Source organism: Anaerobium acetethylicum (genome assembly GCF_900096945.1).
GTDB lineage: Bacteria > Bacillota > Clostridia > Lachnospirales > Lachnospiraceae > Anaerobium > Anaerobium acetethylicum.
On record NZ_FMKA01000002.1, the window covers coordinates 41,793 to 55,293 of the forward strand.

General features: G+C 42.5%; 10 protein-coding genes. 9 read left to right on the forward strand and 1 reads right to left on the reverse strand.

Annotation, left to right across the window (positions count from 1 at the left end; translation table 11 throughout):
- Nucleotides 1-32: 32 nt before the first annotated feature.
- Nucleotides 33-950, reverse strand: coding sequence for a dihydrodipicolinate synthase family protein (locus BJR36_RS03210; RefSeq protein ID WP_091230052.1), 918 nt, complete (start codon nucleotides 948-950; stop codon nucleotides 33-35).
- Nucleotides 951-1,372: 422 nt separating this feature from the next.
- Between BJR36_RS03210 and BJR36_RS03215 the strand changes: the two genes are divergently transcribed.
- The 9 genes from BJR36_RS03215 to BJR36_RS03255 all read left to right on the forward strand — a co-directional run bounded on the left by BJR36_RS03215 (nucleotide 1,373) and on the right by BJR36_RS03255 (nucleotide 13,496).
- Nucleotides 1,373-2,062 carry an N-acetylmannosamine-6-phosphate 2-epimerase gene (locus BJR36_RS03215; protein ID WP_091230054.1) on the forward strand — a complete coding sequence of 230 codons (690 nt, stop codon included), beginning with the start codon at nucleotides 1,373-1,375 and terminating at the stop codon, nucleotides 2,060-2,062.
- A gap of 152 nt (nucleotides 2,063-2,214) precedes the next feature.
- Nucleotides 2,215-3,573 carry an extracellular solute-binding protein gene (locus BJR36_RS03220; RefSeq protein ID WP_091230057.1) on the forward strand — a complete coding sequence of 453 codons (1,359 nt, stop codon included), beginning with the start codon at nucleotides 2,215-2,217 and terminating at the stop codon, nucleotides 3,571-3,573.
- Between the two features lie 148 nt (nucleotides 3,574-3,721).
- The gene (locus BJR36_RS03225) at nucleotides 3,722-4,618 is read left to right on the forward strand and encodes a carbohydrate ABC transporter permease (protein ID WP_091230059.1); all 897 of its coding nucleotides are present in this window, start codon (nucleotides 3,722-3,724) and stop codon (nucleotides 4,616-4,618) included.
- A gap of 18 nt (nucleotides 4,619-4,636) precedes the next feature.
- Nucleotides 4,637-5,488 (forward strand): carbohydrate ABC transporter permease, encoded by an 852-nt coding sequence (locus BJR36_RS03230; protein WP_091230061.1) that lies wholly within the window; start codon nucleotides 4,637-4,639, stop codon nucleotides 5,486-5,488.
- 101 nt (nucleotides 5,489-5,589) lie between these two features.
- Nucleotides 5,590-6,060: a NanQ anomerase/TabA/YiaL family protein gene (locus tag BJR36_RS03235; protein WP_242875440.1), complete on the forward strand. Its 471-nt coding sequence runs from the start codon at nucleotides 5,590-5,592 to the stop codon at nucleotides 6,058-6,060.
- A 14-nt stretch (nucleotides 6,061-6,074) separates the two neighbouring features.
- Entirely contained in the window at nucleotides 6,075-6,959 is an 885-nt protein-coding gene (locus tag BJR36_RS03240; protein WP_091230067.1) for an ROK family protein, read from the forward strand.
- A 77-nt stretch (nucleotides 6,960-7,036) separates the two neighbouring features.
- Nucleotides 7,037-7,900 carry a MurR/RpiR family transcriptional regulator gene (locus tag BJR36_RS03245; protein ID WP_091230070.1) on the forward strand — a complete coding sequence of 288 codons (864 nt, stop codon included), beginning with the start codon at nucleotides 7,037-7,039 and terminating at the stop codon, nucleotides 7,898-7,900.
- A 307-nt stretch (nucleotides 7,901-8,207) separates the two neighbouring features.
- Nucleotides 8,208-10,373: a methyl-accepting chemotaxis protein gene (locus BJR36_RS03250; protein WP_091230072.1), complete on the forward strand. Its 2,166-nt coding sequence runs from the start codon at nucleotides 8,208-8,210 to the stop codon at nucleotides 10,371-10,373.
- A gap of 45 nt (nucleotides 10,374-10,418) precedes the next feature.
- Nucleotides 10,419-13,496: a bifunctional diguanylate cyclase/phosphodiesterase gene (locus tag BJR36_RS03255; RefSeq protein WP_169823576.1), complete on the forward strand. Its 3,078-nt coding sequence runs from the start codon at nucleotides 10,419-10,421 to the stop codon at nucleotides 13,494-13,496.
- Nucleotides 13,497-13,501: the final 5 nt, after the last annotated feature.

Here is a 13,501-nt window from a genome sequence, read left to right on the forward strand (position 1 = left end):
ATGTCTTTGTGCCAGGTTTGCCCTGCTTGGAATTACCAGTTTTTGGTTTCTTCGATTGTTTTCTTGATATCGTTGAATAATGCAACAAGTGCAGGATCTTCGTGGCTTACTGGAAGGAAAGGAAGCCTTGGAGCACCGATATCTACACCATCAAGACGGATGATTGATTTAACAGCACCATACATGGATGGGAAGCTGATCAGGCGGTAAATAAGCTGTGTGATTTTATTCTGTAAATCCTGAGCCTTAGCGAGTTCGCCGCGTCTGATCAATTCTTCGATCTTCAGGTAAAGTTCAGGCATAGCGCCGTAAGTTCCGCCGATGCCTGCATCTGCGCCCATGATACGTCCAGCAAGATACTGTTCGTCAGGTCCGTTGAATACTAAGAAGTCTTCGCCGCCAGCCTGTTTGAACCGAAGGATGTCGTGGCAAGGTTCGGATGAATTCTTAACGCCGGCAACTCTTTCATTTTCAAGCATGCGGTTGAAGAGGTTCATGGAAAGATTGAATCCTGTCAGCTGCGGGATGTTATAAATGAAGAAAGGAAGATCAGCAGCTTTTGTGATTTCAGTCCAGTGCTGGAAAACGCTTTCTTCTCCTAAACGGTAGTATACGCATGGAACAGCTGATGTTGCGTGTGCTCCTGCTTCTTCAGCATGTTTTGCCAGTTCGCAGGCATGTTTTGTTGAAGGAGTACCAACGTGAACGATTATGTTCATTTCGTTTCCTACTTCTTCCATAACAGTTTCAACAACTTTCTTTCTTTCATCATTGTCAAGGAGGAAGCCTTCTCCAGTACTTCCACATACATAAAGACTTTTAACGCCCTTATTGCAGAAATAACGAACAACTTTCTTTGTAGCTGCGAGATCAAGTTCTCCATTCTGATCAAAAGGAGTGTTAAGAGCTACGGTTACATTTCTGAAACGTGATACATCATACTTTGACATAATAAAACCTCTCTTTTCTTTTTTGGGGGAATTCCGCCTATTGCTATGTGGATTCTTCCTATTTAACAAGGATAACTAACCGGACGAAAACGGATACAGGTTTGTCGGCTGCATGTTTTCGTGCAGAGTAGTTACTTTTATATGGGTATGATAACACTATATTGGCAAAGATGCAATAATAAAAAAAATATTTTCCGAAAAAATAACGCAAAGAGGAGCGAAAGGATCATGAGTGTGCTCGAAATGTCACAAATTATATAGAAAAGTTCGTTAAATAGAAAAAAACCTACAAATCAAATAGAATAAACGACAAAAAAATAAAAATTTTTTCCAAAAACACTTGAAAAGATTTTTCTTTTATGTTATTCTGTTTTCAACAGCAAGAGATACTTGATGAAAATAAAATAGGAGGTGAAGAAGATATGAATTCTCCAGTATTAGATAAAATTAAGGGCGGACTCATAGTGTCATGCCAGGCATTAAAAGAAGAACCTTTACACAGCTCGTACATCATGTCAAGAATGGCTTACGCCGCTTATCTTGGAGGAGCCGTTGGCATCAGGGCAAATACGGTGGAAGATATTACTGAAATCAAGAAAGTGGTCGATATACCAATTATAGGTATCATAAAAGAGGTTTACGGCGATTGCAATGTCTACATTACGCCAACAATGAAGGAAGTAGATGCATTGGTTGAATGCGGTGTTGATATAATCGCAATCGACAGTACCAGAAGAGAAAGGCCTAACGGAGAAAATCTGGATGACTTCTTTAAAGAAGTAAGAGCAAAATATCCAGACCAGCTGTTCATGGCAGACTGTTCAGATTATGAAGAGGGAATGCATGCGGCTGAAATAGGTTTCGATCTGATCGGAACAACAATGAATGGATATACAGAATACACCAAAGGTGTGGAACTGCCAAACATTGAATTGATGAAGAAATTAGTTGAAGATACGAAAAAGCCGGTTATCGCAGAAGGCGGAATCTGGACTCCTGAACAACTGAAAGCAGCTATGGGGGCTGGGGTTTTAGCTGCAGTTGTAGGAACGGCCATAACAAGACCAATGGATATCACAAAAAGATTTGTTGCGGCAATTCAGGATAAGTAGTGAGTGCCCAGGAAGGATTTAGTCCTGAATGGTTAAAAAGATTTAATAAGTACCGTCTCTCTGGGGGAATTGTAGCAGACGACATAACGATGTGATTGCGCAGGAAACTGCAATCAATAGACTAAATTAACTATCACAAGGAGGATGTATTAATGAAGAAGAGAGCACTATCACTTATGCTTGTCATGGCTATGACAGCAGGTATGTTAGCTGGATGCGGTACTAAGGACGCGGCTGACACAAAAGAAGATGCAGGAAAAGAAGAGACAGCAAAAGAGGAAGTAAAAGAAGACGATACCGATTTGGAAGCTGAAATCACATGGTGGAACTATCCTAACTTTGCAGCAGTGGATGAAACAGCTGGTAAATATGAACAGGGAATCATCGAAGCATTCAATGAAAAATATCCAAACATCAAAGTCAATATCGAAATGATCGATTTCGCTTCAGGTCCTGAAAAAGTAACAAATGCTATCCAGGGTGGAACTGTATGTGACGTATTATTCGATGCTCCTGGCCGTATCATCCAGTATGGTAAAGATGGCGTTCTGGCTGATTTAGACGATATGTTCACTGAAGAGTTTGTTGCTGATGTTGACAACGAAAAACTCATCAATGCTTGTTACGTAGGTGACAATGCGTGGATGTACCCAATTTCTTCAGCACCATTCTTAATGGCATTCAACAAAACACAGTTAGAAGAATTCGGATTACTTGATATGATCAACTTAGAAGGTGACAGATCATGGACAGTAGATCAGTATCAGGCATTAATCAAAGCTCTTAAAGAAAAAGGAGCAAATGGCGCAGTTATGTTCTGTGTATCACAGGGTGGAGACCAGGGAACACGTGCAATGTTAGCAAACCTGTCAGGAACTCCAATCACAAATGATGATCTGACTGAATACACAATCAACAGCGATGCAGCAGTAGAAGCTCTTCAGATGATCGTTGATAATGTTAAAGATGGTTACATGTTAAATGGTAGCGCTCAGGATGGAACAGCTTCTATCGAAGAATTCGTTTCAGGACGTTCTTCAAATGCAATCCTTTTCTCCCCAGGCGTTTACAACAACAACAAGGCAAAAATGGAATTCGAACCAGTATTCCTTCCATTCCCAACTCCAGAAGGAGTAGATCCTGCATTAGAATACCTGATCGATGGTTTCTGTGTATTTGACAATGGAGACGAAAACAAAATCGCAGCTTCTAAATTATTAATTGATTTCATCTGTAATGACGCTGAATGGGGACCAAAGAACGTTGTTCAGACTGGTACATTCCCAGTTCGCCAGTCATTTGGCAACCTTTATGAAGGTGATGAAAACATGACATACTTAGCAAGTCTGACTAAATACTATAGTACATACTACAACACAATCGACGGATTTGCAGAAATGAGAACTTACTGGTTCCCTATGCTTCAGGCAGTTCTTTCAGGAGAAGATGTAAAAACGGCTCTTGATGGTTTTGTAGAACAGGCAAATCAGTCTATCGCAAACGCACAGTAAAATTTCAACTAGAATGAAATAGAGATATAGGAAATAATAGCAATCTAATCTTCTCCCCAGCCTTTGAAAGGTATGGGGAGAAAGTTTTGAAGGACATCTTTTGAAGATACTTATCTCTATGTCGCTATTATATTAGGAAGGTGTAGCTATGAATAAACAAAAACTATATAAGATACGCATGAGAGAAACATTGGTGTCATATGCATTCTTGGCTCCAGCATTATTATTTTTCGTGATATTCGTTGTTTATCCAATGATTTCAGGGGTTTATACGAGTCTTTTCAATTACACGATCAGAAAATTTGATTTTATCGGAGTGGATAATTACATCAGATTAGTAAGCGATCCGATTTTCAAAAAGTCATTAATCAATACATTGGTAATCGTTCTTGGGTCGGTTCCAATCGTTGTACTGTTTGCCCTGTTCGTAGGCCTTACAATCTATGAAAAGCATTCGGCAATCCGTTCCTTTTTCCGTTGCGTGTTCTATCTGCCGGTTGTAACAGGTACTGTAGCCGTAACCGTAGTGTGGAAATGGATCTATGATCCAATCAATGGTATCCTGAACTATCTTTTACAGTCAGCACACATCATTAATGAACCAATCATGTGGCTGGGCGACAAGAGATTTGCGATCTGGGCAATTATCATCATCCTCCTGACAACATCCGTAGGCCAGCCTATTATCCTTTATGTGGCAGCTCTCGGTAACATCGATCAGTCCCTTACAGAGGCGGCAGAAGTTGATGGAGCAAACAGATGGCAGGTGTTCAAAAACATCAAATGGCCTGGTTTAATGCCTACAACCCTTTATATCGTCGTTATTACGACAATCAATTCCTTCCAGTGCTTCTCGTTAATCCAGCTGTTGACATCTGGCGGACCAAACTACTCAACAAGTACGATCATGTACCTTGTATATGAAAAAGCATTCAAATTAGGACAATTTGGATATGCAAATTCAATGGGTGTCATATTGGCGGTCATCATCGGCATTATCAGCTTCCTACAGTTTAAGTTCTTAGGAAATGACGTAGAGTATTAAGAGAAGGAGATCAGAAAAATGAAAGATACAAATGCATTAAGCTCAAGAAAGAAAAAGACGACAGTAGCAGATATTATTTCTCTTATCTTATTATTTTTATTAACATTCATATTCGTATTTCCTTTTTACTGGATTGTAACGGGAGCCTTTAAAGATCAGAAAATAGCAGTTCAGCTTCCACCACAGTGGTTCCCTACGGATCCTACGCTGACAAGCTTCGTGACGCTTTTTAAAAACCCTGCACTTCAGTGGCTTTGGAACAGTGTGTTCATAGCACTTGCGACAATGGTTCTTGTGTGTCTCACAGCAGCCCTTGCCGGATATGTGCTTGCTAAAAAAAGGTTTTACGGACAGGCATTGATATTCAGCATGTTCATCATTGCCATGGCTCTTCCAAAACAGGTAGTCCTGGTTCCTCTGGTGCGTATGATCAATGCCCTGGGATTCCATAACACAATGGCAGCTGTTATCCTTCCTGCGGTAGGCTGGCCTTTCGGTATCTTCCTGATGAAGCAGTTTAGCGAGACGATTCCGGGAGAACTTCTTGAAGCGGCAAAAATAGATGGCTGCGGCGAGCTGAAGACTTTCTTTAATATTGTAATACCTATCATCAAACCAGGTATTGCGGCTCTGGCAATCTTCACCTTTATCACGGCTTGGAATGACTACTTCATGCAGTTGATCATGTTGAACACCAGGGCTAAATTAACACTACCTCTTGGTATCGCAACACTGCAGGCTGAATTTGCTACCAACTATGGTGTTCTTATGGCAGGTGCGGCGTTGGCAGCCGTTCCGATTGTTACAGTATTTATTGCATTCCAGAAATACTTTACTCAGGGTATCACTATGGGTGCTGTAAAAGGCTGATGCAGAGCAGACAGGAATAGAAGAAGTTGGATGAAGTGGAAAATTCCTAGTTTTGTATAGGTAATACCATCTTCATCCTTTTTCTGATATAATAAAGATAAATGAAAAAGGAAGTGGCAGATATGTTATATGATGAAATCGGCAATATCCTGAAATACAGGGGAATATCCAAAAATTTTGATGTTGCGGCGGATTTTATAGCCGGCACTGATCTTTCAAAGCTGCCTCTTGGACGGACAGAGATTGATGGCAGCAGCGTATTTATCAATGTAATGGAAGCCAGTGCAGGAGACAGGGAAAATCTGCGTTTTGAAGTCCATGATAAATATATGGATATACAGATTGACCTGGAAGGCACAGAGATCATTGAAATCGGCCTCGGTAAAATTGAGGTTCTGGAACCTGTGGATGAAGGAAAAGATATCGGTTTTGTGAAAGCGGAAAGCTCAGCAGTATGTACAATGGGTCCGGGAAGATTTATCGTATGTATGGCGGGCGAGCCTCACAAACCGGGAATAGCAGCGTTGGACAATAGAAATTTAAAGAAATGTGTTGTAAAAGTGGCACGATAGTCAGGAGGAATCAAATGAAAATAGCGGCTCTCGATATTGGAGGAACATCGATCAAGGCAGGAATCTGGGAAGATGGAGAACTTTCAGGATTGAAGGAATATGACACCGATGCGAAACGCGGCGGTCAGTTCGTCATGGAAAAGGCAATCAGCATAATAAGGGAATTTGAAGGATTCGAACGCATAGGCATCAGCACGGCAGGGCAGGTAGATCCTGTCAGGGGAATGATTACCTATGCAAATGAAAATATTCCCGGATATACAGGAATGAAAATAAAAGAGATTATGGAAAAAGAGTTCGGCGTGCCGACGGCTGTAGAAAATGACGTGAATTCCGCCGCACTTGGCGAGGCGCATTATGGTGCGGGCCGCGATTACAATGATTTCTTATGTGCAACCTACGGAACGGGCGTTGGCGGTGCAATCATAATTGATCGGAAGATTTACACGGGAAGCGGCTTTTCAGCAGGTGAATTCGGAAGCCTGGTGATTCATGCAGATAAAAGAATTGAAGGGGATCTTCTCAGCGGCTGTTACGAACGATATGCATCCACCACTGCTCTCGTGAGAAATGCCAGGGAATACGACGTTGAACTGTCAAACGGAAGGAAGATCTTCGAGCGGATAGAAGAACCGGAAGTGAAAATGATAGTAGACAACTGGATCAATGAAATCTCATATGGCCTGACCACTCTGATCCATATTTTCAATCCATCCTGTGTTGTTTTGGGGGGCGGAGTATTAGCACAAAAATATGTTGTTGAAAAGCTGAACAAAGTTATTTACAATAACATTATGGATAGTTTTAAAAATGTCAAACTGGTTCAGGCAGAACTGGGGAACAAGGCGGGCCTTTTTGGTGCCGTGCATTGTGCAAAGTCGATAGGCGGAAAAGCCTGAGACTGTAACCTGGAGGTGTCCGGCAGAAGACGGAAAAGCAACTGAGGGTGACTATTAAATAATTAAGAGGTGTAAATATGGCAAACGGCGATTTTTTATCAAGTATACAGGCTTCATACGGACATTTTACAAAAGCTGAAAAGAAGGTCGCAGATTATATTCTGAAAAACCCGAAGCAGGTAATCTTCATGTCAATCTCAGATTTGGCAGAAGCCTGCAATGTTGGGGATACCAGCGTTTTCCGTTTCTGTCGGACGATGAAGCTGCAGGGATATCAGGAATTTAAGATGCAGCTTTCACTGAGTATCAATACAAGTGATGAGGATATTGAACTCAAAACAGGAATGACTCCTATAAGCCTGGACGATTCTTTTGGAGTCCTGTCTCAGAAGGTGCTGCAGAATAATCTGAATGCAATCAATGAGACGTTTTCGCTTCTCAAGCCGGAGGAGATTGCAAGGGCCATGTACTATTTTGAAAAGGCTGAGCACGTTTATTTCTTTGGTGTCGGAACAAGTATGGTAACTGCCCTGGCAGCTACAAATAAATTTTTGAGGATTACCCCGAAAGTCCACTGCGTAATCGATGCCCATATGCAGGCGATGCTGGCTTCGATGCTTACGGAAAATGATCTCGCTGTCGTAATATCCTATTCAGGTGCTACAAAGGATACGATTCATGTGGCAAAGCTTGCTAAAAATGTTGGGGCAAAAGTAGTGAGCATAACGCGCCATGAAAAATCTCCGCTGGCGGCGCATTCGAATGTTACCATTCTGTGCGGATCAAATGAAGGACCTCTCGATGGCGGTTCAACTTCAGGCCAGATCAGCCAGCTTTATCTGATCGATCTGCTTTATATGGAATATTACAAGAAACGCTACGAGGTCAGCAACATTAATAACCAGAAGACTTCATCGGCAGTTTTGGACAAGATTTATTGAGTGCATAGAAAACAAAGCAAATCTTAAAAAAGTAGTGGTATTTTTTTTGTGAAATAGTATGATCGGATAATATGCTTTTTGTTCGTTTTAACGGGAATGCAGGTGTACTGTATTCCCGTTTTGTGTTATAATCACTATATCTATTTTGCATCAGGGTGTTGGAATTCTTTCGTTTCCTGAAGGTAAGAATGTTGGTAACTGTTCAGAAATCAGGGAAGAGCACTGAGGCATGTTCCACAAGACAGAATTGGGTTCCTGATCGAAGAGTGAACAGGAACAGAATTGACAGAAGAAAGGAGACAGCAAGATGAAGAAGCCGCAAATATTCAAAGGGCTGAAAGGCATGCAGACTGACAGGGAGGTCAGCAAAAGGAGTTGGAGAATGGGCAGAATGATTGGATTTTTGGTTGAAAAGAATCTTGTGCCATCAAAGCTGAGAGGAATCCGGATGAAGCTTATAGGGGCGTTCATGATACCGGTGCTTCTGATCATTGTTCTGGGAGTTGTGTCATACAGCAAAGCATCGACGGGAATCATCTCGAATTATGAAAAATCAAGTGAGACATCGCTGGTAATGATGAGCAAATATTTTAATCTGGGCCTGGATAACATATCTTCCAAGGTAGCAGAACTGAATTCAAATACGAGTATGAAGGAGTATTATGGAGGCAGAATAAATACGGAGCAGGAAAAGAATGCAGCGATAGCAGCAATCCAGAGTGCTGTGATGGGCATATCGACAACGGATAAAAATATTGAATTTATATATGTTTTAGGCAAAGAAGGATATGGAATATCTTCTTCAGGAGTAATCAGGCAGGAGGCTGTCCAGGGATTTTTCCAGTCGGATGAAGCAAAGGCTTTTGCGGAGTCCGGTGAAAAGACTGCATGGATAGGAATCCATTCCTATCTTGACGAGAATATCAGTAAAACAGGAGCTACTAATATCGACCGTTACAGCATTTCATTTATCAGGTACCTGTTCGATGCTTCAAACAGAGAGGCAGGATATATAGTCACAGATGTCAAGAAGAGCTTTGTGGCTGATGCATTTAAGGAAACTGATTTCGGAGATGGAAGCATTGCCGCTTTTGTGACTCCTGACGGCAGGGAGATTGTGTATGGAAAAGAAAGCGATAAAACCGTTTTCACCGGGCAGAAATTCTATGAAAAGTCGCTGGAAAGCGGAAAAGACTCCGGGACGGAATATGTGGAGCATGAAGGAAGCCAGTATCTGTACATCTATTCGAGGGTTGAGAATTCAAATGCAATGCTCTGCACCCTGATCCCAGAAGCCATGATACTTGAACAGGCAAGTGCTGTTAAGGATATCACGATAGCAATCGTAATCATAGCAAGCCTGATAGCAATCGCAACAGGAACCATTATTTCGTCGGGAATCGGCGTGACCATAAACAGGACAAATCAGGTGCTTACGGTAGCAGCTTCAGGTGATCTGACGGATGAGCTTCATCTGGATAGAAAGGATGAATTCAAAATTCTGGGCGAAAGCATCAACAGCATGCTGAGTGGAATGAAGAATCTGATCAACAAAATGGCCAATGTAAGCAAAACAGTAAACAGTTCTTCTATGGGGCTGTCAGATACATCGGAAATCCTGCTTCAGGCAACGAAGAACATATCACAGGCAGTGAGTGACATTGAAGAAGGTGTAACCCAGCAGGCGCAGGATGCGGAAAATTGTCTGCTGAAGATGTCAGAACTTTCAGAGCAGATTAATGCGGTTTCCGTAAACACTGAAGAAATCGACAGGATAGCCGGAAATACGAAAGAAATCGTAAAGAACGGGATTATGGTTGTGGGAGATCTGGGCATTAAAGCAAAAAACACATCAGACATAACGCAGAATATCATCAGGGACATAGAAAGCCTTGCTTTGGAAACCAGATCGATCAGTGGAATCATTGGCACAATAAATGAAATCGCATCTCAGACGAACCTTCTGTCACTGAATGCCTCCATAGAAGCAGCGAGAGCAGGAGCGGCAGGAAGAGGATTCGCAGTTGTAGCAGGAGAGATCAGAAAGCTGGCTGAACAGTCTTCGTTTGCGGCAAATCAGATTGGAAAGATTATAGAACAGATACAGGATCAGACCCACAGAACCGTACTGACAGCCAAACAGGCCGAAGAGATCGTAGCTTCCCAGGAAGCGGCATTTTCTACAACAGTCAGTGCATTTGATGAAATCAATGTGAAGGTGGAAAGCCTTGCAGATAACCTCACCAGGATTTCGATGGGGATTTCAGAAATTGAAAAGGCAAAAGACGATACGCTGAATGCAATTGAAAGCATTTCTGCAACTTCTGAAGAAACAGCTGCAGCTGCCAACGAGCTTGGCGTAACTGCTGAAGATCAGCTGAAATCTGTCCAGGGGCTGAATGATGCTGCAATCAGGCTTGGAGAGCAGGCCAATGATCTAATGGCTACAATCAGCGTATTCAGAATAGAATAAGGTCAGAATTGGAAGGGCCGGGAACATTTGATGCTTAAAAATAAAATGATAAACAGACCTGGAATATACAAGACTTTAGCCGGATTGCTGCTGCTGGTATGCACCCTCATAATTTTCATGGCGCCTGTTCTTGTGAACGGGCTTGAAAAAGAAGAGGTTGTAGAGCTTAAGAGCTTCGATGAAAGCGAAGAGAAGAATGTGCTGTTCATCAGCTCCTATACGGAAAATAATGTAGCTGTACCGGAACAGATAGCAGGGCTGAAATCAGTTTTTGAAAATTACAATATCAATTTTGATATCGAATATATGGATACAAAAAGATTTGACACTGGAAAGAACCAGTATCTGTTCTTTCAGTCAATGAACTATAAGCTATTCAATACGGAACCTTATGATGCCATTATTGCAGGGGATGACAATGCCCTGCAGTTTGTGTGCAATTACCATGGGTACCTGTTCAGGAACGTGGATATTTTTTTTCTGGCAATCAATGATCTGGACAGGGCGGAAATAGCCCATCATGTATACGATATGACAGGAATCATGGAAGAAAGTGCCCTGGGCGACAATATTGAGCTTGCAATGAAAATCAATCCGAGAGCCACGAAAGTTGCGGCAATTATTGATAACACCCTTACCGGTAAGGGTGACAAGGAGGCCTTTTACAGCTTTGAAGAAGAATATCCGGAACTGGAGTTCCTGGATCTGAATGTTTCAGAGTATACCTTTGACGAATTCAAAAAAGTTCTGAAAAGCGTAGGCAGGGATACGATACTTCTGTTCATGAGCATGGGAAGAGATCGGACAGGCGCAACGCTGAGCCTGGAAAAAGAGTTTGATATGATAAAGGACTATACCAGCGTTCCGGTGTACCAGCCGGCATTCGGAGGGATTGGCGACGGCCTGCTGGGAGGAAGGATGATATCCTATCAGGAGTCGGGGGCCATTGTTGCAGAAATGGTGATCGACGTGTTTGCAGGAACGCCGATAGAATCCATAGAGGTCATTTCAGAGAGCCCGAACAGATATGTATTTGATTATGAGGTTATGCTGAAGTACAATATAGATGAGCGGCTTCTTCCTGAGGATGCTGAGATCATAAACAAGCCGGAAAGCTTCTTTGAGGAGTACGAAGTGGCAATCATACAGATTGTCTGTATTATGGTGATGATGGTCATTATTTTTATTATGCTTGGTGTCGACAATATCAGGAGGAGAGCAGCGGAAAAAGCCCTGAAGCTGAGCAACGAACAGCTTGGAGAAACATATGAGGCTCTTTTCGCATCAGAGGAAGAACTGCGGGAGCAGTATGAGATTATCCAGGACAGAATGGAAGAGATCATGTTCCTGAACCAGAAATATGAGATTGCCATTGGCGGAACCGACAGTGCGGTCTGGGAACTGGATATCAATCACATGGTCATACGTATTTCGGAGGCCTTCGGCAACGTCATCAATGTGCCTATCCAGGAAGAGGAAAATATCCGGGAGCTTATAAAACGGCTGTTTTTGGATGGAGACAGGGAAAACCTGGAGAGAGTATACAGAACATACAAGGATGGACTGACAGATGAAATCAATATCCAGCTGCCCATTCAGGTGCCCGGACGGGATACGAAATGGATACTGGTCAGAGGCCGCGGCGTATTCGACAGTCGTGGGGAGCTGAGGCTTATCAATGGAATCGTTCTGGATACGACAAAGCTGAGGCGGCAGGAAGATTATATTGAATATCTTGCGCGCCATGATTATCTTACAAGCCTTCCGAACAGGAGAGAGTTCAAGAAAAAGCTCAGCGCAGAGCTTTCAGCGGGAAGATGCGGCGCAGTTATGCTGATGGACATCGATAATTTCAAAGGGATCAACGACACGCTGGGACACCATTATGGAGACTGCCTGCTGAAGGAGCTTGCTGGAAGGTTTTTTAACAGGACTGACAACAGGATGTTTGTATCAAGATTCGGAGGCGATGAATTTCTGATCATGATTTCCGGTGTGGCTGATGAAGAAAGGCTGCAGAAGTTTGCAGAGGAAATTAAAAGTATATTCCTGGAGCCGTTCAATCTTGACGGCAACGATAAATATGTTAACTTCAGCATGGGAATCACGATTTATCCAAAGGATGGAAATGAGATAGAGCAGCTGATCATGAACGCAGATACAGCCATGTATAACGTAAAGCATTCAGGTAAGAACAATTATATGTTCTACAGCACAGAAATGAAGGATGAGCTCAGATACCGGTCCCAGATAGAAACCATTCTCAGGGAAGCACTCAGAAATGATGGATTTCAGCTGGTGTATCAGCCCCAGGTTGATGTGAAAGCGGGAAATGTAACTGGTTTTGAAGCGCTTCTAAGGCTGAAGGAGTACAATATTGCGCCGGATAAATTCATTCCTGTTGCCGAGGAGACCGGGCTGATCATTGAAATCGGAAGATGGGTGGCAAAAGAGGCTGTTAATCAGATCGCATCCTGGGATAGTATGGGATTCGAAACGAAGCCTGTTGCTATCAACGTTTCAAGCAAGCAGGTAAAGGATTACGGATTTTTTGAATATCTTGCGCAGATATTGAGTGAATCCGGCATCAATCCGGATATGCTGGAAATTGAAATAACGGAAAGCATTCTTCTTGAAAATACGGAAGAAAGCATGGGATTCTTCAACGGAGTAAGAAATCTGGGCTGCAGGCTTACGCTGGATGATTTTGGAACAGGATTTTCCTCTCTGAATTATCTTACCTATATTCCGGTAAACAAGATAAAGCTTGATAAGTCCCTGAGCGATAAGTTTTTGGGCTTCAAGGATGCCAAGGTCGTTAACAGCCTGATTGCCCTTGCCCATAGCCTGGATCTTGGCATAACGGCGGAAGGCATTGAAGAATGGAGCCAGTATGAAAAGCTGAAGGCAGGCGGATGCGACTTCATACAGGGGTATCTGTTCAGCAGACCACTTGGGAAAGACCAGGTTGAAAAGATATATGATATCAATTTTGTGGACCGTATTAGAAAGCAGCTCGACATGGACGCTAACGGCACATATGCAGAAATAATTCTGGAGCAGGACACTCATACTGCAGCACCAGATTATCAAATCAATAAAAAAAGAATGATAGGGGAATAGAAAAG

What these genes read in the sequence shown, in the direction of transcription:
- BJR36_RS03210 (WP_091230052.1), bottom strand. Translation starts at nt 950, where the DNA reads ATGTCAAAGTATGATGTATCACGTTTCAGAAATGTAACCGTAGCTCTT.
- BJR36_RS03215 (WP_091230054.1), top strand. Translation starts at nt 1,373, where the DNA reads ATGAATTCTCCAGTATTAGATAAAATTAAGGGCGGACTCATAGTGTCA.
- BJR36_RS03220 (WP_091230057.1), top strand. Translation starts at nt 2,215, where the DNA reads ATGAAGAAGAGAGCACTATCACTTATGCTTGTCATGGCTATGACAGCA.
- BJR36_RS03225 (WP_091230059.1), top strand. Translation starts at nt 3,722, where the DNA reads ATGAATAAACAAAAACTATATAAGATACGCATGAGAGAAACATTGGTG.
- BJR36_RS03230 (WP_091230061.1), top strand. Translation starts at nt 4,637, where the DNA reads ATGAAAGATACAAATGCATTAAGCTCAAGAAAGAAAAAGACGACAGTA.
- BJR36_RS03235 (WP_242875440.1), top strand. Translation starts at nt 5,590, where the DNA reads ATGAAAAAGGAAGTGGCAGATATGTTATATGATGAAATCGGCAATATC.
- BJR36_RS03240 (WP_091230067.1), top strand. Translation starts at nt 6,075, where the DNA reads ATGAAAATAGCGGCTCTCGATATTGGAGGAACATCGATCAAGGCAGGA.
- BJR36_RS03245 (WP_091230070.1), top strand. Translation starts at nt 7,037, where the DNA reads ATGGCAAACGGCGATTTTTTATCAAGTATACAGGCTTCATACGGACAT.
- BJR36_RS03250 (WP_091230072.1), top strand. Translation starts at nt 8,208, where the DNA reads ATGAAGAAGCCGCAAATATTCAAAGGGCTGAAAGGCATGCAGACTGAC.
- BJR36_RS03255 (WP_169823576.1), top strand. Translation starts at nt 10,419, where the DNA reads ATGATAAACAGACCTGGAATATACAAGACTTTAGCCGGATTGCTGCTG.